The 21,850-nt window shown below is 39.0% G+C and carries 24 protein-coding genes and 1 tRNA gene; 12 read left to right on the top strand and 13 right to left on the bottom strand.

Going from position 1 to position 21,850, the window contains the following annotated elements:
- Positions 1 to 2: 2 nt before the first annotated feature.
- The 10 genes from DD649_RS16680 to DD649_RS16635 all read left to right on the top strand — a co-directional run bounded on the left by DD649_RS16680 (position 3) and on the right by DD649_RS16635 (position 9,688).
- Complete coding sequence (locus DD649_RS16680; RefSeq protein ID WP_336430976.1) at positions 3 to 1,133, top strand: 1-propanol dehydrogenase PduQ; 1,131 nt, start codon at positions 3 to 5, stop codon at positions 1,131 to 1,133.
- A gap of 66 nt (positions 1,134 to 1,199) precedes the next feature.
- Positions 1,200 to 4,631, top strand: coding sequence for a choline trimethylamine-lyase (gene cutC / locus DD649_RS16675; protein ID WP_294109613.1), 3,432 nt, complete (start codon positions 1,200 to 1,202; stop codon positions 4,629 to 4,631).
- Positions 4,632 to 4,714: 83 nt separating this feature from the next.
- Positions 4,715 to 5,668, top strand: coding sequence for a choline TMA-lyase-activating enzyme (gene cutD / locus DD649_RS16670; RefSeq protein ID WP_294109700.1), 954 nt, complete (start codon positions 4,715 to 4,717; stop codon positions 5,666 to 5,668).
- Between the two features lie 13 nt (positions 5,669 to 5,681).
- Positions 5,682 to 6,143 (top strand): BMC domain-containing protein, encoded by a 462-nt coding sequence (locus tag DD649_RS20150; protein ID WP_336430975.1) that lies wholly within the window; start codon positions 5,682 to 5,684, stop codon positions 6,141 to 6,143.
- Positions 6,140 to 6,784: a phosphate propanoyltransferase gene (locus DD649_RS16660; RefSeq protein ID WP_294109611.1), complete on the top strand. Its 645-nt coding sequence runs from the start codon at positions 6,140 to 6,142 to the stop codon at positions 6,782 to 6,784. Before DD649_RS20150 ends, DD649_RS16660 begins: the two co-directional genes overlap by 4 nt.
- 14 nt (positions 6,785 to 6,798) lie before the next feature.
- Positions 6,799 to 7,491: a hypothetical protein gene (locus DD649_RS16655; protein ID WP_294109610.1), complete on the top strand. Its 693-nt coding sequence runs from the start codon at positions 6,799 to 6,801 to the stop codon at positions 7,489 to 7,491.
- 63 nt (positions 7,492 to 7,554) lie between these two features.
- The gene (locus DD649_RS16650) at positions 7,555 to 7,974 is read left to right on the top strand and encodes a multidrug efflux SMR transporter (protein ID WP_294109608.1); all 420 of its coding nucleotides are present in this window, start codon (positions 7,555 to 7,557) and stop codon (positions 7,972 to 7,974) included.
- Between the two features lie 23 nt (positions 7,975 to 7,997).
- Positions 7,998 to 8,324: a multidrug efflux SMR transporter gene (locus DD649_RS16645; protein WP_294109606.1), complete on the top strand. Its 327-nt coding sequence runs from the start codon at positions 7,998 to 8,000 to the stop codon at positions 8,322 to 8,324.
- Between the two features lie 187 nt (positions 8,325 to 8,511).
- The gene (locus tag DD649_RS16640; RefSeq protein WP_294109604.1) at positions 8,512 to 8,847 is read left to right on the top strand and encodes a tRNA-binding protein; all 336 of its coding nucleotides are present in this window, start codon (positions 8,512 to 8,514) and stop codon (positions 8,845 to 8,847) included.
- 127 nt (positions 8,848 to 8,974) lie between these two features.
- Positions 8,975 to 9,688, top strand: a complete 714-nt coding sequence (locus DD649_RS16635) for an AraC family transcriptional regulator (RefSeq protein ID WP_294109602.1) — start codon at positions 8,975 to 8,977, stop codon at positions 9,686 to 9,688.
- Between the two features lie 395 nt (positions 9,689 to 10,083).
- On the opposite strand, the gene DD649_RS16630 is transcribed toward DD649_RS16635, so the two are convergent.
- From DD649_RS16630 to DD649_RS16580, 11 genes are all read right to left on the bottom strand, one after another.
- Entirely contained in the window at positions 10,084 to 10,491 is a 408-nt protein-coding gene (locus DD649_RS16630; RefSeq protein ID WP_294109599.1) for a DUF2628 domain-containing protein, read from the bottom strand.
- Positions 10,492 to 10,748: 257 nt separating this feature from the next.
- Positions 10,749 to 11,084 carry a helix-turn-helix transcriptional regulator gene (locus DD649_RS16625; protein ID WP_294109597.1) on the bottom strand — a complete coding sequence of 112 codons (336 nt, stop codon included), beginning with the start codon at positions 11,082 to 11,084 and terminating at the stop codon, positions 10,749 to 10,751.
- Positions 11,085 to 11,101: 17 nt separating this feature from the next.
- Positions 11,102 to 11,926 (bottom strand): adhesin, encoded by an 825-nt coding sequence (locus tag DD649_RS16620; protein WP_294109595.1) that lies wholly within the window; start codon positions 11,924 to 11,926, stop codon positions 11,102 to 11,104.
- A gap of 21 nt (positions 11,927 to 11,947) precedes the next feature.
- Complete coding sequence (locus DD649_RS16615) at positions 11,948 to 12,478, bottom strand: fimbrial protein (RefSeq protein ID WP_294109592.1); 531 nt, start codon at positions 12,476 to 12,478, stop codon at positions 11,948 to 11,950.
- Entirely contained in the window at positions 12,478 to 12,969 is a 492-nt protein-coding gene (locus tag DD649_RS16610; RefSeq protein ID WP_294109590.1) for a fimbrial protein, read from the bottom strand. The genes DD649_RS16615 and DD649_RS16610 overlap by 1 nt, the downstream gene beginning before the upstream one ends.
- 11 nt (positions 12,970 to 12,980) lie before the next feature.
- Positions 12,981 to 13,526, bottom strand: a complete 546-nt coding sequence (locus DD649_RS16605; protein ID WP_336430974.1) for a fimbrial protein — start codon at positions 13,524 to 13,526, stop codon at positions 12,981 to 12,983.
- Positions 13,519 to 14,100 carry a fimbrial protein gene (locus DD649_RS16600; RefSeq protein WP_336430973.1) on the bottom strand — a complete coding sequence of 194 codons (582 nt, stop codon included), beginning with the start codon at positions 14,098 to 14,100 and terminating at the stop codon, positions 13,519 to 13,521. Before DD649_RS16600 ends, DD649_RS16605 begins: the two co-directional genes overlap by 8 nt.
- 12 nt (positions 14,101 to 14,112) lie before the next feature.
- Positions 14,113 to 14,865 carry a fimbria/pilus periplasmic chaperone gene (locus DD649_RS16595; RefSeq protein WP_294109584.1) on the bottom strand — a complete coding sequence of 251 codons (753 nt, stop codon included), beginning with the start codon at positions 14,863 to 14,865 and terminating at the stop codon, positions 14,113 to 14,115.
- Between the two features lie 26 nt (positions 14,866 to 14,891).
- On the bottom strand, positions 14,892 to 17,561 hold the full coding sequence (locus tag DD649_RS16590) for an outer membrane usher protein (RefSeq protein WP_294109582.1): 2,670 nt from the start codon (positions 17,559 to 17,561) through the stop codon (positions 14,892 to 14,894).
- 20 nt (positions 17,562 to 17,581) lie between these two features.
- Complete coding sequence (locus tag DD649_RS16585) at positions 17,582 to 18,115, bottom strand: fimbrial protein (RefSeq protein WP_336430972.1); 534 nt, start codon at positions 18,113 to 18,115, stop codon at positions 17,582 to 17,584.
- Positions 18,116 to 18,192: 77 nt separating this feature from the next.
- Entirely contained in the window at positions 18,193 to 18,717 is a 525-nt protein-coding gene (locus tag DD649_RS16580) for a fimbrial protein (protein ID WP_294109578.1), read from the bottom strand.
- 662 nt (positions 18,718 to 19,379) lie between these two features.
- On the opposite strand from DD649_RS16580, the gene DD649_RS16575 reads away from it, so the two are divergent.
- Together DD649_RS16575 and DD649_RS16570 are read left to right on the top strand one after the other, a co-directional pair.
- Positions 19,380 to 19,934: a tyrosine-type DNA invertase gene (locus DD649_RS16575; RefSeq protein ID WP_294109575.1), complete on the top strand. Its 555-nt coding sequence runs from the start codon at positions 19,380 to 19,382 to the stop codon at positions 19,932 to 19,934.
- A 668-nt stretch (positions 19,935 to 20,602) separates the two neighbouring features.
- Positions 20,603 to 20,938, top strand: a complete 336-nt coding sequence (locus DD649_RS16570) for a DUF1622 domain-containing protein (RefSeq protein WP_294109574.1) — start codon at positions 20,603 to 20,605, stop codon at positions 20,936 to 20,938.
- Positions 20,939 to 21,122: 184 nt separating this feature from the next.
- Here the strand turns inward: DD649_RS16570 and DD649_RS16565 are convergent, their stop codons facing one another.
- Both DD649_RS16565 and DD649_RS16560 read right to left on the bottom strand, forming a co-directional pair.
- Positions 21,123 to 21,440, bottom strand: coding sequence for a methylated-DNA--[protein]-cysteine S-methyltransferase (locus tag DD649_RS16565; RefSeq protein ID WP_294109572.1), 318 nt, complete (start codon positions 21,438 to 21,440; stop codon positions 21,123 to 21,125).
- A 330-nt stretch (positions 21,441 to 21,770) separates the two neighbouring features.
- Positions 21,771 to 21,846 (bottom strand) — tRNA-Phe (locus DD649_RS16560).
- Between the last annotated feature and the right edge of the window lie 4 nt (positions 21,847 to 21,850).

The raw sequence follows: 21,850 nt of genomic DNA, 5'->3' as shown, positions 1-21,850 counted from the left end.
GCATGAATCAGTTTTTGATTAAACCCAAAGTTCAATTTGGTGCGAATGCGCTGGATTTTATCTCTCAAGTCAGTGCTAGGCACGCATTTATCGTGACGGATAAAGCGATGGTGAAGTTTGGTTTGGCCGATGAAGTCACCCGTCGGTTGCAAGATAGCGGCGTCACCTTTTCTATTTATGATGATGTTGCACCAGACCCGGACATTGCTGCCATTGTGAAAGGGATGAAAATCATGGATATGCAGTATCCAGATTTAGTTATCGCACTCGGTGGTGGGTCTGTTATCGATGCTGCAAAAGCTGTTATTTACTCCCTTTGGCATACACAAAAAGATTTGAATAGAGCAAAGCCACAGTTTATTGCGATCCCAACAACCAGTGGTACTGGCTCTGAAGTAACGTCATTTTCAGTGATTAAATCAAAGTCAGAAAAATTGGTTTTGGTTGATGAATTTATGTTGCCAGACGTTGCCATTCTTGACCCTGCATTAGTGAAGTCAGTACCCGCTTCGATTACTGCGGATACTGGAATGGATGTGTTATGCCACGCTTTAGAGGCTTATGTCTCTCGTACCGCATCTGACTTTTCAGATGCACTGGCAGAAAAAGCGGTTCAATTGGTCTTTGGACATCTGATTGATTGTTATCGCGAAGGCAGTAATTTGCTTGCTCGAGAAAAAATGCATAACGCGTCTTGTATCGCAGGAATGGCTTTTACCAATGCATCTTTAGGTATTACCCACAGTTTGGCACATGCATTAGGCGGCGTATTTCACATTCCCCATGGCCGTGCTAATGCCATTTTAATGGCACAAGTAGTTGCTTTTAATGCAGATATTAATGGGCAATGCAGTAATGAAGCTGCTAAACGCTACGCGAGATTAGCAAAAAACTTGAATTTGCCATCATCAACCGTTCGTGAAGGTGTTGAAAGCCTGATAGTGGCGATTAACGTACTGAAAGATGAGATGAATATGCCAAAAGGCATTCAGGCAACGGGTGTCAATGAAATAGATTTTAATACCCGCTTAGCGGAAATGGTTGGGCAGGCGCTGCGTGATAGTTGCACACCGACTAACCCACGGGAAGTGAATTCGATGCAACTAGAAGCGCTGTATAAACAGTCTTTTTGACGATTAACGCTTTTATATGATGAACACAAACTAGAAAGAACATAACGAACATCAGGAGAGGCTAACATGGCCAAATATGCTTTGACCCCACGCGTGAAAATGCTGGCTGACCGTTTAAGTGCCCGCAATAGCTCAATCATTACCGAACGTGCCAATATTATTGAAGCACTGGGCAATCAGTTGACCGGTGTCCCGCAGGCGATTAAACCTGCTCAGCGTTTTTATGAATTTATGCGTAATTTCCCCGCATTTATCGCACAAGATGAACTGATTATTGGTAGCCAATCATCAACCCCACGCGGTGCGATTTTCCATACGGAAAGTGAAATTCACAGTAACAGTATTTATCAATTTCTTGCTGGTGATAGCGCCATCGCTGCACCTGATTATTTAGCCGTTTTAAATGTGGGTTTTGTGGCTCTTAAGGGCAAATTAGAAGACCGAGTGCGTAACATTGGTAGTGCTGTTAGCCGTAATAGTATTGATGAGGCAAATAATTGCCGTTCTGCTATCTACGCATGTGATGCGGCTATCTGTTTTGCACAATCGTTAGCGGCTAAAGCCGATAACATGGCCGCCGCAGAAGGTAATCAATATCGTCGCGCAGAGCTACAAGATAGCGCCGAAATTTTACGTAATGTGCCTGCAAAACCGGCTCAAACGTTCAAAGAAGCTTGCCAAGCTTTCTATTTATTACAACTGATTTTGCATTTAGAAAATGGCAGCTATGCGGTCAACCCAATGGGCTTTGATAAAGCCGTTTATCCATTCTATCAGCGTGATATTGAACAAGGACGCTTAACACAATCGCAAGCTTATGAAATTGTTGAAAGTCTATGGTTGAAATTAGCTGAATTATCTGAGGTTCGTTCGACAAAATCTATTGATGGCTACCCAATGTTTGATGGGATGTCTCAAGGTATTTACCTTAATGATCCTCGTCTGTGCATCAATGAATTATCGGCAATGTTGCTGTCTGCTCATGAAAACTTATCGACATTAACGGCTAATTTCAAAGTGCGTTTATACAGCGGCCAAGCCAGTAGTCAGCCGCAGTATGGTGCACCTCAAGCGGGATATATTGCTCCTGCTGAGCAAGCTAATCACGAATTTAAAGTCATGGAAGGCCTTACGCCGCGTTTACAGCGTCTACGCAATAATTACTTAGAAGCACGTCCAAGCGTTTCAATTTATCGCGCACTGACGTTTACTGAAGTTGCTAAAAACAATCCGGGTTTACCAACCATTTTATTACGTGCGAAAGCATTCCGCCGCGCTTGTGAAACGGCACCTATTCTTATCCAAGATGAAGAATTGATTGTTGGACATCCATGCGGTAAGCCGCGTGCGGGTGCATTCTCACCGGATATTGCATGGCGTTGGGTTGTCGAAGAACTCGATACGATGGGCACACGTCCACAGGACCCATTCTACATTTCAGAAGAAGATAAACGTACGATCCGCGAAGATATTGCACCTTTTTGGGAAAATCGCTCATTAGATGAAATTTGCGAAGCGCAATATCGTGAAGCGGGTGTGTGGGAATTCAGCGGTGAAACTTTTGTCAGTGACTTGTCTTATCACCAAATCAATGGTGGCGGTGATACTTGCCCAGGCTATGACGTGTTGTTATTCACTAAGGGTATGAACGGTATCAAGGCTGATGCTCAAGCCAAGCTTGCCCAATTGAATATGGAAAACCCAGAAGATATTGACCGTATTTATTATTACAAAGCGTCAATTGAAACCTGTGAAGGTGTGGTGGCTTATGCACATCGTATCGCTGAACGTGCTCGCGAATTAGCGGCTAAAGAAACGGATCAGAAACGTCGCGAAGAGTTACTGACGATTGCTGAAGTTAACCAAAACGTACCTGCAAATCCACCGACTACGTTACAAGAAGCACTGCAAAGTATTTGGACTATCGAATCACTGTTTGAAATCGAAGAAAATCAAACCGGTTTATCTTTAGGGCGCGTAGACCAATATTGCTTCCCAATGTATGAAAACGACATCAAAACAGGTCGTTTAACACAAGATCAAGCATTGGAGATGATGCAAGCATTTATCATTAAATGTGCTGAGTTAATGTGGATGTCAAGCGAGCTAGGGGCGAAATATTTTGCGGGATATCAACCATTTATCAATTTAACTGTTGGTGGACAAAAACGCTCTGGTGGCGATGCCTGTAATGAGCTGACTTACTTGATTATGGATGCAGTACGCTTCGTTAAAGTGTATCAGCCATCACTGGCTTGCCGTATCCATAACCAATCACCACAGAAATACATGGAAAAAATTGTCGATGTGGTTAAAGCAGGAATGGGCTTCCCTGCCTGCCATTTCGATGATTCACACATCAAAATGATGTTGCGTAAAGGTTTTGATTTTGAAGATGCTCGTGACTATTGCTTGATGGGCTGCGTTGAACCACAAAAATCAGGCCGTATTTATCAGTGGACTTCAACGGGTTACACCCAATGGCCAATTGCAATTGAGTTTGTATTAAACCGCGGTCGTATGGTGCTATTTGACAGCTATCAAGGCCTTGATACCGGCGATTTACGTGACCTAAAAACCTTTGAAGATTTTGACCGAGCAGTAAAAGCACAAATCTCACACATAGTTCGCTTATCTGCCATCGGTACGGTGATTAGCCAACGTGTCCACCGTGATGTTGCGCCAAAACCATTAATGTCTCTCTTTGTTGAAGGTTGCATGGAGCAAGGTAAAGACGTTGCGGCTGGTGGTGCGATGGTCAATCACGGTCCAGGCTTAATTTTCTCTGGTCTAGCAACTTATGTTGACTCTATAGCTGCTATTCGCAAGCTAGTTTATGAAGATGGTCGATATACCCTTGAACAAGTTCGTGATGGTCTATTGGCAAACTTTGAAGGCTATGAAGAATTGCGTCGTGACTGCTTAAATGCGCCTAAATTTGGTAATGATGACAATTATGTTGACCAGTATGCGCTGGATATTACCGAGTGGACGGAGCGCGAATGTCGTCAATACAAGATGCTTTATTCAACATTGAGCCATGGGACATTATCTATCTCGAATAATACGCCAATTGGCGAGTTAACTGCGGCGACACCGAATGGTCGTTTAGCGTGGATGCCTTTATCTGACGGTATTAGTCCAACGCAAGGAGCGGATAAACAAGGTCCAACGGCAATTATCAAATCTATCAGCAAAATGAATGTTGAAACCATGAATATCGGTATGGTGCATAACTTCAAGTTCCTGAAAGGTTTGTTAGATACACCAGAAGGTCGCAATGGGCTGATTACCTTACTGAGAACCGCATCGATTCTCGGCAATGGTCAAATGCAGTTTAGCTACGTTGATAATGAAATGTTGAAACAAGCACAGAAAGAGCCTGAAAAATATCGTGACTTAATCGTCCGTGTTGCCGGGTATAGCGCTTACTTCGTTGAATTATGTAAAGAAGTTCAGGACGAAATTATTAGCCGTACGGTAATTGAGAAGTTCTAACTTTAGATTGGCAGATGAAGGAGATTCATCTGCCTTTTCATAATAAAAACAATAAATTTTGATTGTAATTTGGAGGCGTGATGATGAATACAGCAGCGGCGGACATTAGAGGGCGGATATTTAATATCCAAAAATACTCTATTTATGACGGTGATGGTATTCGTACTCTGATCTTTCTTAAAGGGTGCAACATTCGTTGTCCTTGGTGTTCCAACCCTGAAGGACTTAGTAGCCAATTTCAAGTGATGTTTTCCCATGATAAGTGTGTCAGTTGTGGCAAATGTGTGGATGTATGCCCTGTCGGTATTCATTACATGACAAACAATGAACAAGGGGAACAGGTTCATCGGGTGAATAGGGGCATTGATTGCATTGGTTGCCGTAAGTGTGAAGAGGTTTGTATCGGTGATGCTTTAGACATTATGGGAAAAGATGTCACGGTAGCAGAAATGATGGAAATCATCATGCAAGATTATGATTTTTATATTTCTTCGGGTGGCGGTGTGACGATCGGTGGTGGTGAAATGAGCCTACAAACTGATTTTGCGGTTGAGCTATTGCGTGAATGCAAAAAAATGATGATCAACACTGCTGTGGAAACACAAGGAACAACCTCATTAGCGAACTATGAAAAGTTAGCGCAAGTTGTCGACCTATTTTTATTCGATATTAAACATATTGATACTCATCAGCACAAAAATTTATTTGGTATTGGTAATGAAAACGTACGCCGTAATCTCGAAAGGCTGGTGGAATTAGGGGCAAATATTGTTGTCCGAATGCCTCTAGTTCGTGGTTATAACGATTCATTCGATGCTATTACCGGCGCTATCAAATATGCGATGGAGTTGTCAAAACGGGGCAATGTGAGCCGAGTGGATATCCTCCCATATCATCAATTAGGTCGTGGTAAATACGACAAACTCGACATGATTTATCCCATGAAGACAGACCCGACTTATAGCGCTGAAGAGTTAGACAAACTAGACGCTTTCTTTAAAACGTTTGATTTCGATATTCGACTTGTTCGTCACTAAGTAGGAGAGACAAATGAAAAGTTTAGGTGTGATTGAGACTAAAGGATTGGTATCTGCAATAAAAGCCGCAGATGCAGCATGTAAAGCCGCGAGTGTAGAAGTCGTCGGTTATCGAAAAATAGGTTCTGGGCTGATTTCTATTTATTTTCAAGGTGAAATTAGTGCTGTTCACACAGCCATTGACCATGGCATTAGTGTGATAGCTGATAGCCAATTATTAGTGGGTTCGCTGGTGATCGCACGACCTGATCCGAGTGTTATCACCAAGCTATTAGCAGTAAAAAATAGCCAAGGTGAGTTAGACAAAAGTACTGAGCTAGCTTGTGACATGGCAAAAATAGAAAAGCCGAAAGAGATTGTTGTTGAAAAACAATTATTGGTTGAGGAAAAAACGGCGGCGAGCATCGTTGATGTGAAAATTGATAGCATCAGTAAAGAGCAGAAAAGTGGACTGAACAAAGGTAAGAAATCATGATTAATCAGCAATTGATGGGGAAAATTCTCTCTCGTCTTTCAGCGCACAATTCGGTGGTTGGAATGGATGCTGATATTGCTATTCCTGTGGGCATTTCTAATCGCCATGTTCATCTTTCGCAAGCGGATGTCGAGATATTATTTGGCCAAGGTTATCAATTAACACCTTTTAAAGAGCTAAAGCAGCCGGGGCAATTTGCGGCAAAAGAATGTGTCATTGTCGTTGGGCCGAAAGGCTCGATTAGCAAAGTGAGAGTGCTCGGGCCTGTACGTCCCAAAAGTCAGCTTGAAGTGTCAAAAGCCGATTGTTTTGTTTTAGGGATCAAAGCGCCAGTGCGTGAGTCGGGAGATTTAAATACCTCGGGAAGTGCATTATTAATCGGGCCGGCAGGGCATGTTAATCTGGAAGAACAAGTGATTTGTGCTCAACGCCATATCCACATGAATATGATGGATGCTAGAGCATTGAATGTGGCAAATGGCCAAAAAGTGCATATTCGTACTGAAGGGGAACGCAGTTTGACTTTCGATGAGGTTGTTGTTCGAGTCGATGAGCGATTTTCTCTTGAATTTCATATTGATACTGATGAAGCTAATGCGGCTGGTTTGCGTAACAATGATAGTGTCTTTGTTGTTAGCTAACAAGAAGGTGCAAGATGAACGAAAAGTTAATTGAACAGATCGTTGCACAAGTTTTATCACGGTTGAAAAAACAGGTACTTGTTGTGTTATCTCCTGCACAAAGTCATGAGCAGGCAATATATCAACGGTTAATGCAGATGACTTCTGTTTCCTTTACTGTTTATGCAGCCGATATGATGTCGACTCATGAAAACATAGCACAATGGGCATCTCTTGGTAACATAATAACAAAAGAGACTATTAATATTGAAGGTCTTCATCAGTATCATTGTATTTTCCTACCTTTTATTGGTACGAAAGCAGTAGGTGAAGTCGCTAATGGGTTGTTTATCAGTGAAGAGAGTCAATTAGTTTTGCAGGGGCTATCGCAGGATATACCGATAATGGCACTAAAATATCATTGTTGCCCTGAGAGTGAGTTAAATCAAATTTTAGGTTTGAATAAGAATGAACAATACAACAATCTTATTAAAGATAATATCAATAAAGCAATATTATTAGGTGTCCAGTTTGATTCATTTAATAATATTGAAGAGAAATTGCTAATAACTAGATGCGAACAAAATAAAAAATCTAATATAAAAAATACCAATCGGGAACGTTACATTACTTTAAAAGAGGTAATGGATGACCCTGGCATATATTGTTTGAAGAGGAACAAGCTCACAGATTCAGCGATAGATTATTTGAAATCATTAAATAAATAAATTTATTTAAATTAAACCTCATTGTATTTAAATATAAAAATATTAATAATAGGAGCGTTACCCATGTCCCCTAAAGCAAAATCATGGCTTTGGATGCTAGCGGTTATTATTTCTGAAACATCAGCAACATCAACATTAAAAATGTTTGATAATAGTGAGGGAACGACTAAATCATTATTATTAGCTTTAATTATTGTTCTATATGTTATTTGCTATTACTCCCTTTCGCGGGCGGTTAAAAATATTCCAGTTGGATTAGCGTATGCAACATGGTCAGGTACCGGTATTTTGATGGTTTCAACACTGGGAATGGTATTTTATGGCCAACATCCTGATACCGCAGCCATGATTGGTATGGCAGTTATTGCGAGTGGGATTGTTATTATGAATCTATTTTCCAAAATGGGCGCTGAAGAAACGGATGAAGTTAAAGAATCGACAGCAGAATCTTCACTACCAATTAACAATAAAGCAGCTCATTAATTATAAATGTTGAGGGAAATACTATGTTTACAGGATTTTTATGGCTAGCATTATCTATCGGCTCTGAAATAACAGGTACGTCGATGATTAAAAAAACCAATAGTTTTAGTAAATTAGCGCCATCAATATTAGTTATTATTGCCTATTGTGTCTGCTATTTTGCATTAACCCGTGCAATGGGTTATATCCCAGTAGGGGTCGCTTATTCACTGTGGTGTGGGTTTGGGATTGTTGGCGTCACTTTAGTTTCAATGATTTTATACAAGCAGAAACCTGATTTTCCAGCAGTGTTTGCAATGGGCCTGATTATCTCAGGTGGTATTATTATGAATGTTTTTTCTACCATGTAAAAAGCTATCTCTCTTTCTTATTGTTTTTAATATAATTGCCTTCAATTTTTGAGGGCATTATTTTCCAATGTTAAATATTAATATATTGACTGTTTCACAATATAAAATGCATGTTTGGCGACAATAGTTTTAATTATTTCTATGCTAAATTAATCATTAATAATGATAATGTTTAGGAGTCGATTTTATGCAAACTATTGGATGGGATGATTTCACGCGTGTGGAGATGCGGGTGGGGACAATTATAAGTGTACAAGTAAATAGTAAAGCTAAAAAGCCCGCTTATATTATAGATGTTGATCTTGGTGAGCTAGGTGTTAAGCGTTCTAGTGCTCAAGTTACGGTTAATTATACACCAGAATATTTGGTAGGTAAGTGCGTATTATGCGTTTGTAATTTTGAAGCAAAGCGGATAGCTGGCATTAAATCTGAAGTACTCATTACAGGCGCTCCCGATGAATCAGGGGCAATTGTATTAGCAGAGTTTAATTTACCACTTCCCAATGGGGCACTTCTCGCTTAATGGTAATTTGAATTATTTATAATTATGTTTTTATATTGGGGTGAGGAAGAACTTCTAAACTTTGTATTACTGCCTTTCATATATAAAAAGGTTATACTTCTAGCTTATATTGATTAGGAGTATTCCGTTGCAATTACCTGAACTTCATTTCCGTCAGTACTCAGACGAAGTCATTTCTCATCAACATGATGAGCATTGGCAAGTTGTATGTGCATTATCAGGTGAAATGGAAATCAATATGGATAGGCAGCATTTCTTATTAAGTATGGGTAGTGGGATGGTGATCCCGCCAAGTGTTAGTCATGCTTTTAGTGGCCGAATTGGTAATCAGAACTATGTACTTGAAATGCCCGCGACAGCACAATGGGCATTGAATGAAAAGATAAGCCAATTTACATTAACGCCTGCTGCAAATGGCCTTTTAAGCTGGTTACATCGTTTTCCTCAACCTCCAGAGCAAAGTTTTACTGTTGCACAATTATTATTTGCACAATTAAAAACTGATAACCGATGGATTGATGAACTAATTAAATGGATTAATTCCCGGTTACATTTACCTCTTAGCTGCCAAGATATTGCTAGTGCTTTTTATATGTCTATCAGTACATTACAGCGGAAAGTCAAAGCCGAAACTCAATTAACACTGATGCAATTATTATTACAAAAGAGAATGGAGGCCGCTGGGCGTTTACTATTAGCCAATCTTTCCATTGAACAAACAGCATTTTCCATTGGTTATGAATCTCATTCTGCATTTAGTCATGCATTCCGTCAATATTATGGTAAAAGCCCAACGGATTACCGTGCTCGGCTATTAAATATAAGCACTAAACCACAGTAGCTAATTTAATTTTAGTTTAAAATATAATGAGTTAACTAAATATATAAAATTAAATAGTTGAAATTTTATATATTTAATTTTTTAGGCCAGTAAAATATTATTTAAATAGATTCAAGCTGTTTCATTATGTTTATTTTAAATATAATGATTTTATTTAAAATGATTTTTTAATTTTACTGGAGTGGTTAATTTTGTCATCTTGTGCTATTTGGTTATTATTAATATTTATGTCTTATTTATGTCAATTTATTTGAGTTTAAACTAACGACTGATATTAGGTATTTCTATTGATGATCTTTCTGATTTTGATTAAAAAGGCGCTTATTGAAAATAAGATGAACAGCAATAGGCGCCTTTTCATAAAAATTACTACATACTAAGTATGGTCATGAAATTTAAACCATTCTAATGCCTTCAAATGGATTCCAGCTATCCAACCCTTTGGTTTCTTTTAGATAATAAGCATAATTTGCAATCATAGCCCAGAGCGCTGATATCCCTACTGATAATCCGGTGTAAACGCCATTAGGGAAAACATCGCCAAGTAGCATATCAATCGTGCCAACAATAATACCGATACCGATAGAAACACCGAGCAGTACAAGGCCTTTTTTCCATAAACCTAAAATTAAAAAATAAATAATACCAAAGAAAAAAGCGAATATATTCATATTGATAAGAATTCTTCCACCAAATGACTCCGCTTTTAATGCAGCTTTAAATTCGGGTGTACTTGGTGAGCCGTATTTATCAAAAAAGGCAAAACGCTTCTGCCATTTTGGTGAGTATTGTTTTTGTTCCATTTTAATCCCTGTTGAAATCATCAGATAGATAGCTAGGTTAATCATACAGTCTTATGTTATCTAACACAGCCGTAAATATTCCTAATAATATGAAAAAGAAAAATACTTATCTGATTGATTATTTGTGGGAATGTTAATTTTTAATATCACAGTACAGTTGTCTGTATTTTGAATATTATTTCAAGATGTCATAATTATAATAGGCGTTGCCATTTTTAAATTGACAACGCCTATTAAGCTATAAATATCATGATATATTATAGCCGCTTTATCTCATTCGCTAATTGGACTGAGTCGTAAGACTGTATAAAATTATATTTAGCGTTTATGGGTTCTTCTTCTAAAATAGTATCAAGCTGATTACTGATGTCCTCTATAAACCAATTCATCGGTGTTTTTAACGCAACGGCTATTTTGAATAAGCTAAGTAGGTTAATTCTATTTTTTCCTCTCTCATAACGAGAAAACTGTTGCTGGCTTATATTCAATAATTTCGCTAATTGTGAACCGGTATAGCCGAGTTCTTTGCGTTTTCTCAAAATGCGCTGACCTATATAGTAATGTATTCTGTTACTATCGTTTCGTATTGACATAGTGATAACCTAATTATTTATGGCACCGTTAAAATAAGTGAACCAGCCCCTTGAAAAGGCCCCGCTTTAACACGCCCATTAGTTTCTAGTTTGGAGGTGATCCCTACTTTGACGCCTCCACCTGCAGGCACTCGAACCGAGACTCCTGTTTGGCCTGGAACAGTATTATTGAGAAATAAACTGGCTTTTAAACTGCCGTCATCACGTAGCCTGACTTTTCCGTTATCCATACCTGATGCGATGACAAGTACATCCATTTGAATATTACAAGTAACTGTAAAAGAAGAGGATTCTATAGCGTTAGGTAGACTAACTTCATCAATATTACCGTAGTTAATATCGACACTCGATTCTGAAATTCGGCAAGCTCCAACAGGTGGTGGCGCAATCCCACATAATGAACCTGGTAGTAGACGACCTGATGATTCAACTAATCCACTGCTTATGTTTTGATAAAACAATCCGACACACTCTTGGTTTTTAGCCAACGGATCTCCAACATGGTTAGTTCTTCCATTAATGGGAAAACCGGTGCTTCTTATGACTGCCGCACGTACTTCTTGCATAGTTCTTAAGCCACTGACATCGACTAATGACCGAGCCACGCTTCCGGGATTACCTGATGCGGTATGTTTATGATTAATATTGATATAACATCTTGGCCAGCTCGCACAGGGGCTGGGTGTTCCATCATTTTCTTCATCCCAGCGCTCAATGACGTAGGTATATTGTGCATTACTGGAAGAGCCAGTAGCCTCTGTAATGTAAGAGAAAATTGCAGCACTCGCGGGTAAAGAGATTGCTGCCATACTGGTGAAAAATATATACGATAACCATTTCATGTTAGCTAAGTACCTTATTTGTTATTCGTAATCTAATTTGAAAGTCGCAATTGCATTAAAAGGACCTCGCTTAATTTTTTGCTGAGCAATCGCATCAGGTTCACCTTTTAAATAGGCTTTAAATTTCAGCTGCGTTGAGCCATCTGATAGCGGTAACTTCTCCCCTTTGGTATTGATGGGCAAAAAAGTCCCTGTTTCATCTTCAATACCGATGGCAAATCCATCTGCGCGACTATTGTCTTGCAGTGCAAGGTAGCCCGGTAATACTAGACTTGGTGTTCCTGAAAAGGTGACATTGACGGACTTGCCAATACTGGTATCACATTCAGCTAGATTGATAGAAAATGCTTCGCTGACCGTTCTTCCGTAGGCATAGATATTTTTATCGGGTACGTTACCAAAATCTAAACGAATGGATTCATCCCCAGGCTTAATTACGCAAGGTTCTGATACTAATATGCCGTGGAAATATAAATTATCCGGAATGGCCTGCGCTAAACCATGATAGGCTAGCAGTATCATGAATAAGCATTTTGTGATGAACTTGTTCATTATTGATACTCCGCTAACAATGTTGCCGTCACTGAAAAAGCGCCTTCAGGTAAGTCACTTCCCGGGCGTTTTATGGGTACTGCCTTGAGTAACGGAGGGCGGGTTGGTGTAATTGTTATGCGCTTATTAATTTCAAAGGGCTTGCCATCTTGAGTTAAACGAATCGCTAAATTATTCACATTCGTTTGTAATGCAGCGCTATCAAAATTACTTTGAGGCCCAATGACAGAAAGGCCGAGAACCCAACCTTTGATGTTATCAACGCACACCAATTTATAGTCAATTTCTTGGGTATAATTGATGCCATCGATTCGATGTATCCCAACATTTTTACCAAAGAAGATATCAATGACGTTATCGTCTTGAATTTTACATGCAGGCGGCTCAAGCAAAATACCATGTAGTTTCATGTTATTTGCTGATGAAATATTGCTTGATACCAACATTATCAAACTAATAATGAGGGTATTATTTAGTGTTGATTGAAACATAAGCGCGCCTCTCACTGATACTCGATGAGTAGGGTAGCAATGGCTTCAAAATAGCCACCCGTTAAGGTTTGAGTCATATCTCTTACAGGTACTACCGAAAATTGTGGTGCATTCGGGTAAGTGAAATTGACGGTTTGACCAACTGGGAGTTTGCTGTCATTACGCATAATAGCGATGCCTAACCCTTCAATATTTGTTGATAATGAGTTGTTGTCGAACTTGGCTCTATTGCCTTGTACTGACATTTTCATGGCTTTACTGGGCATTTTTTCGCATTTAATGTTGTAATTGACAGGCATTTTGTATGCTGTCCCATCAATACGTGTTGACATGACTTCACCGAAATTAATATCAATCATATTGCCGTCATTGATGACACAAGGAGGCGGTGCAAGTACGATGCCTCTAATGTTCACATACACAATCCCCGGAGTCGCACGCGCATTGCTTGAGGGTAATATGCGTGACTCAGGTAAGTTGGCATTGGCTGTTGAGGCCCATATTATTGCGACTAAACATAATTTTTTTGTATGTGGCCATTTTTTCAAATCAGTCATAATTCACCCTAAAATCCATTACGGCTCTGAATTGGCCTTCACTTAATTTCTCGGGGGTTCTCACGGGGGTAACGTAATAAGTTAGTGTTCCTTGTGGATATTCGAGAAATTGTGGTTTGCCTCGAGCACCTAAGCGAATGTCATTCCTTTGTTTATCTGTGACTTTTAGCGCTAACCCGGTCACACCTTTAACCGCTAACATTTGCGGATAATAATTATCGGCTTGCGCCACGAATGACACTGTCGCAACGGGTTGCATCGCATCCCATGTCGGGGTGTCCGTTCTTTGGTCATAAATCACACTCTGTGTCCGAATACAGTTACGAAACAGTAGGGTGAAGGGTACCGGTTCCGCTTGATCTCCCGGTTTTCGTAGCCGATATGCAGGAACATCACCAAGCGAAACTTCCTGCCATTTCGACGCCATATCGAGCGTACAGGGCGCTTCAGTGAGCTGCCCATTAACACGAATTTGTCCGTGTAGCCCCTCGACTTCCCAGCTATCTATCGCGAGTACTATTGACGGCAGTATTGTGCAGAGCACAACTGTGCAATATAGATGTGTCCTTTTCATACCAGCCTCCGCTTAATTGTCTGAGGCTGAGGCCACGGTACAATTGACCCCATTGCAGCTAAATGTCAGCTTAGGCCTACCACCATAGTCATTGATATAAGTCAGCACAGGCGCAGTGCCCAATGAACTTGTGTTGCCTTTGAGTAGCTGGCTACTTCGAGGATCAATCATCACAGGCTCAAAATTAGCGATCGTGTTGCCGTTGAGATCTTTTGCCGCATCCACAATCGTGATGTAGTAAGGGGTAGGATTATTCAGTTCATAACCATCACCTTTACGGGTGATAGTGAGTTTTTCTTGCCATGGCGAATCCAAATCTGTTCGCGAGGCATAAAGTGCTTTTGGTCGATAAAACAATTTGATGCGTGTTTGAAGCGCGATTTGCAAAACGTTTGGTTGTGAGCTTTTTGGCGGAATTTCACGCAAATTAAAATAGAACACGCTTTCCCTATCTTGCGGTAATTTGCTGATGTCAGGCAGTGATTGAATTTTGACTTGGCTTTTTTCACCAGCTTCAATGCGTTGCACTGGGGGTAATACAGTCAGTGGGGATTCCACTTTTTCACCTTGCACGTTTTCTATCCAGCCTTGGGCTAGATAGGGGAGGTCAACGTTCTGGTTTGTGACGTTTAAACTAATGGTTTTTTCTGTGCCATTAAAGATGACGCGAGTTCTATCAAGGGCAATGGCAGCATTAGCGCCACTGCTCGCAAGTGTAGATAAACTGATTATTGTGGTAATCAAGGCACTTTTTTTTATGTTCATAAATATCAACTCTTTTTCCATAAACTTTATAGTGAAGCATCATCAGTGGTGTAAGTAATATCTGGTCGCGATAATAACCAGCGTTGCTTTGGCTCTATTACCTGTTTAGGGGCAAGATTGTCAGTTGCCGTTTGCGTCGTCACTGGAGGCACATTCACTGTGGTTGGTTGAGCCCCGCAAGGGAGTAATAATGAATTAAATTCTGTTGTTTCAATTTGTGCCGGAATTTGTATCTGGCATTGCGTTTCACCATTCCAAGTGACATTAAGTATTTCATTTGGATTTACGCCAGAAAGATAAACAGAGCCGTTATCATTAACGATCCCAACTTCATATTTTTTACTGTTGAGGACTGATGCGCCAAACGGTGGGTAGCTTCCATCTGCAAGTGCAAGTCTTACCATGGTTTTCAGACCCGAAAGCACATCGAATTTACGATAAGCAATCGCCCCTTCGGTAACAGTTAATTGTTTAACAGACTTGGTGGCTTCGACATTATCGGGAAGCTTATTGAGATCAACGCTGGTACTGGTGCGATAGTAATCGTTGATATCTGAAATAACGGCTTTACCATATCGATTGGTTTTCACGTTGGCGCCAAAACCTTTGATAGGGACATCAGCAACACCTTCGGTATCAACCATGATCCGGCTTGCGCCAGGCATATTGATGCGATGCAGTGCTGCACCATATGGGGTTATGGTTGCTCCACCTTGTAAAGAAAGTGCGGCTGAGGCGTAGTCTCCGGCAACATAACTGGCATTAGTGGTTACCGTGGCGGAATCACCATAATGGAGGAAATAGCCGTTTCCTGTCGCTCTGCCTCGAGAGCTCAGTCCGGTCCCTAAGCGATAACTATTTTTATCATCTAATCGGTCATAATAACTTACCGTATGTGAGTTACCGGTCCGGTTGATAATGCTGTTATAACTGATAGTTGCGGCATCACCCCATGGCATGGAAAAGTTTAAGTAAACGCCATCATCATTCTTTTTGCCTTCATATTGATTGCGAAAAGCAGATAAACTGGCATTAATATTTTTAAATTTCCCCAAATCAAAGTATTTAGATAACGACAAGTTATAGCGCTTGGTATTAGGTCTATTCCAATAGGTTTCATGGCTATAATTTAAATAAGCACTCAGCCCAATATCAGTGAACTGCTTGTTCAACATGATGGTATAAAGTTCTTTTGTATTTTCTTGAACAGAGCTGCGATAACGGCGATCAAGATATTGGTTCATGCTCATGAAATCACGTTCAGAAAAGCGATATCCCGCAAAAGTGATTTGGCTGTCATATTGCTCAAAGCGTTTGGAATAACTTAAGCGATAGGAACCACCTGTATAGGTTTTACTATCTAAAGGCAGCTTGGCTCGCGATTCAGTGACATCAAATGAGATTGCACCAAACATCATTAAGTCACGACCGACCCCCACCGAAAGCGCATTGTAATCACCAGCACCGAGCGCACCGCCATATAGTGACCAACCATTAGATATCCCCCACGAAAACTCACCTAATGCGAATCCTGGGCCTTCAGTATGGTGGCGTATATTACTTGGACGCCCTCCTGCAAGTTTGAACTGTACGCGGCCTGGGCGGGTCAAATAAGGGATTGTTGCGGTATCAATTTGAAATTCTTGAGTGGAGCCATCTTGTTCTTCGACTCTGACGTCAAGTTTACCGTTAACCGCATCATTTAAATCTTGAATGCGAAAAGGCCCTGGAGCCACTTGCGTTTCATACAACACACGACCTTGTTGGCTAACTGTGACTTTGGCATTTGTTTTTGCTACACCACTGACCTCGGGTGCATAACCTCGCAAATTGGGTGGTAGCATGTTGTCATCTGACATCAAGCTCGCACCAAGATAACGAAAAGACTCAAAAATACCTGAACGCAGATATTCCTCACCCAAAGTGAGTTTGGCGCTTAATGATGTAATGGCACGATAAGCGTAATATTGACTCCAATCCCAGTGACGTTCAGTGGATTGGCCTGATGTATCATTATAATTAGCTTGCCAATTTGCACGAAAACGCCATACACCAAGATTCATCCCCGCAACCCCATTACCACTAATTTGACGGCTAGATTTGCTATTTTTAGGGTCAGTGAGCTGTGTATTTAAGTTGTAATCAAATAGTGCGCCAGCGACACCGTTATCCCAACGAGCAGGGGGATCCCAGTTATCTGAAGTGAACTCAAGATAGGCTTGTGGAATAGTGATAACAATGGTTTCTGATGCTAGAGATCCACTTGCCGTCATTCCGGGCAGTGAGTCGACTTTTAGACACTGGCCATCGTTCCACCATTGTAGTTTTTTTTGCCATTCATCTTGCAATGCAAGTTGTGACATGACCTCTGGTGATAAACAAGGAACGGTTTCCTGAGGATTACTTGCGGATGTGATATAGGCAATATCATAAACCGAAGGAAGCGTATTAGTATTAAGACTGATGTAAAAAGGATAAGTGCCGGGCATAATATAGCCCGCATGAGTGAATTCACTTAAATCAATATTACTACGATCGTGAACATCTAGAATATCTGTATTGAATTCAATATTGGTATTCGCAAAGGTATATTGATTTTGCGTAATGGCAATAATAACCATTAATGCCAAAGGATTAAAAATATAACGCGCTGAGTCAGTGAAGACTTTATTTTTCTTATTTAATAGCAGAGTCATAATAGTCCCTTCGCAATAACTCAGTAATAATCCATTTTAAATTGGATTGTTGTTTTATAATTTCCTGCTTTTAGACGTTGGTTATTACTGACTAAGCGCATACCATAATTAAGTGTCATCGTGCCAGGCTCTATTGCACGAGCAGGTAAAGGTTTTCCGGGAAGAGCATGATTCCCGAAAGCATCAATAATTTTTAATGAAACACCTCTGGCTTTACCGAATAATTGAAAATTGTCACCGTCTAGTGAACCATCAAAAGTTATTTCAAAAGATTGCCAATCAGGTTTTCCGGGTGTTAATGGTGTCAGGGTGCAGTTAATCAAACGGATAGAGAAAGGGCGAATTGGCCCTTCTCTATCATGTATCATTTGACTAACGGGGATCGTCATTAATTCAATAGTCTGATCACGACTTCCGGCATCAATAGCGCAAGGGCTATCAATAATAGAGCCTTCTACTGAGACATATCCGTTTCCCTGCTCTGCATGAGATGCCATTGCAGGTATAACCATTATTCCTGAAAACACCATGACAAAAATGCCAAAGTGATTCATAAATACTCCGTGTTAAAACAATATAATTAAATGATGTAAATTTAATTAGGCCATACATCCGTGTTTAGGCCTTTTTATTATTGGTAAGCTAAAGCGAATGTTGCGATAGCTTTAAATGCACCAGGGGTTGCTGCTGTTTTGCTATCACCTTGCAGATAAGCTGCAAAGTTTAAGTCATTATTACCGTCACGCAGTGTTTGTGCATCAGAGGCTGTGCCTAATTTAATTTGCTTACCACCTGCGTTAGTAATAACAATAGCGGCATTTTGTGCTTTACCATCAATGGCTAAAGAACCGTCAGCGATTGTGCTGCTTGCGCCAGTAAAGGTTGTTGTTACTGTTTTTAATGTTTCAGTCGTACAGTTTTCTAATGCGATTTTAAAATCACGGGAGTTACTACGACCACCATCTTTTAATTCGGCAGTAGAAATTTGTCCCATAGGAACTGTTTGCTCAGAGGTTTCAGGTGTGATTGAACATGGTGCATCAATGATAGAACCTTCAAATGTGACAGTTCCGTGTCCTTGGTCGGCGGCATTAGCTGCGCCTGCAGTAATAGAGAGTCCTAGACCTAAAATTAAAGCAAGTTTATTAAGATTCATTTTGTACATTTCCATTAAATAAATAAGACATTAAATATTTAAATAAAACAGCACGCTTACCACTGTTTTATTATTAGTGCTTTCCTTTGTTTCATCTTAATTTGGTACAATATTGACGTTCTTTAAAAATATCTTTAATGAACAAAAAACCGAACAATATGCATCAAATTGACCAGTTTGGTTTTTCATTGCGTGAATGTTAATCTGGTGGTTTTTATATCTTTTTTGTTGTGCATAAATAGTATTTTATTTTGTTTTTTATTTGTCTGGAGTGTGTTACTAGGTAGTAATACTTTTTATTCTGTAAATCATTTTTTATACTGAAAATGATTATTGAATAATTGTTTAATTATCAATTGGTTATTGTTAAACGCAGATTTAGAGTAGCGATATTTGACTTAAACTTGTAATCGAACAATAATACGAACAGTTTGATGCAAAGTGTTAATTTAAATAGTAAAAAAACACCTGCATATTGTATTTTACGTATTTTAAATTGAGTTCAATGAAGATATATAATCAAATCTATCTAAAACTTTTAGTGTTATCTAATACTAAATAATGGTATTTCTCTGTGTATAAAGTAATCATTTGTTTATCATTTTCTAAGATTTGATATATTAGTTTTATCTTGTGTACTCTTATTATAGGAAATGAAAAATATGAAACAACGTAAATTTCTAACTCGCTTTGAAATTAATGCAATATTAGATGAGGCTAAAAAAGGTCGATATTCAGAACGTGATTATTGCATGTTATTAATGTGTTTTATTCATGGGTTTCGTGTTAGTGAATTATGTAATTTATCTTTGAAAGATATTGACCTTAATTCAAGAGTTATTTATGTTAGGCGATTAAAAGGCGGCTTATCGACAACACAGCCTTTAATTTCGAGTGAGTATAATGCATTAAATGAGTGGCTACATATTAGAAGTCAGTGGCGCGATGCAGATTCTTCTTTAGTTTTTCTTTCTCAAAAAGGTGGCGGAATCTCGCGACAACAAGTGTATGGGCTTATTCGTTCCTATGGTAAAAAAGCGGATGTATCTATAGAGGCACATCCACATATGCTAAGGCATGCATGTGGTTATGCATTAGCTGATTTAGGGCGCGATACTCGTCTCATTCAAGATTATTTAGGTCATAGAAATATTTCACATACGGTTATTTATACAGCAAGTAATGTTAAACGATTCTATAATATTTGGGAGTCATAATATTTTTATATTTAATAAAATAGCCGAATTGAAAAGTAATTTTAATTCTATTAAACTAATTTGTTTTTTATCTATCATTGAATGATGTTGTAAGTATATTTTTTAATTTTGAATGTTACTTTTATTTTTAATACTCAAGGTGCGAGTTTTTGATGGTTTTTTTTGTCTGTTTTTAAATGTTCTACAAAATTAAGATTTTGGTATTTTTATTGTTTCGCTGGGGAAGCTATATTAATTTTCATTTTAACTACTTTAGCTATTTTTAGTGATTTTTTTTCTGAAAATTATAATGTTGTTAGATTTATCAATGTAGTTAATAAATGAGATAAATTATAAAAATAATGAATTGTATTTATTTTTAATTTATAGAAGTAAAATATTTTAATAAACGATGATAAATTTAACTATGGGAATTTACGTCCTTGTAAAATCACAAAATAAACTCAAAAAAGCTAATCATAGGTTAAGATAAAGGTTGAATCTGCATTTGGGTTTGCACTACCCACCGTAGGGTCTTTTTGGGGTAATCACTTAGTTGGTCACTGATAATGTATTTCTTCATGAAACTTACTGTTATTTATTGCTTTAATCCTACCTTAAGGCGTTGTATGTTGGTCATACTTGATATTTAAAATAAACAAATTTGAAACTTATCATTGAGGTATTCAATGTTTGACTTAGCCTTTTTACGTGAATTACTGGTCTCAAGTGTTCATGTTTTTCAGTTACTATTAGAAACTATCTCGGTCATTTGCGTCGTTATTGGATTAGTTAAAGCACTAATTATTTTAGTCCAATTAAAAGGGGGGAGAGCGGCACGTTATCGGTTTGGTGACTGGCTTGCAACGGCATTGGAATTTCAATTAGCGGCTGATATTTTGGTTACAACAGTAGACCCAGATTTAGATAGCCTCATTAAATTGGCAATTATTGCAGTGATCCGAACCTTCTTAAATTATTTCTTGGCGAAAGAACTTGAACATAAGCCTCATTTTGAAAAATAAGCTGAGACGTTAAAATTGCACAGGTACTTAGAGTATTCAAAATGACATTCAGGTTTTTATGTTGTTTAGATGTAATCGCCTATTTTTTATGTGGGGGTAAATAAAAATAAAGGCGGCTAGTAAACTCTAAGTGCCTAAGATAATGACTGAAGAATAAAGGTGGTATGAGGGATGTTTAAAATAACTAATCAAATCCCTCCCATAAATATTGTTTCAATTTTATCTTATCATTTGGGCCAAAAATGATACCTTCACCCATGAGTGCTTTCTTATGTCGCATATAATGTTCACCTGTAACAGATAATTTCCCCTGACCATTAATTATACGATGGCAGGGTAAAGTGCTGCCCGTAGGAACTTTTCTTATCACCTGGCATACTTGTCGTACATAACTTGGGTAACCTGCCATTTTTGCAAGGGTTCCATAAGTCACTACTCTACCTTTAGGGATGGCACCTATAAGGCTATAAATAATATCTTGAAAAGACGGAGTATTGTTCATAGTCAATATCTTCATGGCGGTGGATATTCATTAAAACATATAGATGTAAAATAAGCATGTTTTCTGCATCTAGATGATTTAATGAATAGAACTAATTGTATTTTTTGATTTTAGCGTTTCATCTCGGATTTAGCATCAGTTAGAGACTTAGTAAGCTTCCTGAGAGAAAAAATGGGCACACACTTTATCGGAACTAATTATACCTGAAAGTCTAGTTGAGCAATGAAGTTGATGAAGATAGGCGCGAATTGAGCTGAAATTTTGGGAGAGTATTTATTTTAGTAGAAGCCATAAGCAAAAACCCGCCTTTCGGCGGGTTCTTTGAATAAGTGGTGCCCGGACTCGGAATCGAACCAAGGACACGGGGATTTTCAATCCCCTGCTCTACCGACTGAGCTATCCGGGCAACG

The sequence above is a fragment of the Providencia sp. genome, from assembly GCF_003533305.1.
In the GTDB taxonomy this organism is placed as follows: domain Bacteria; phylum Pseudomonadota; class Gammaproteobacteria; order Enterobacterales; family Enterobacteriaceae; genus Providencia.
The sequence above is the reverse complement of the archived record's forward strand: the minus strand, read 5'-3'. Positions and strand labels throughout refer to the sequence as shown.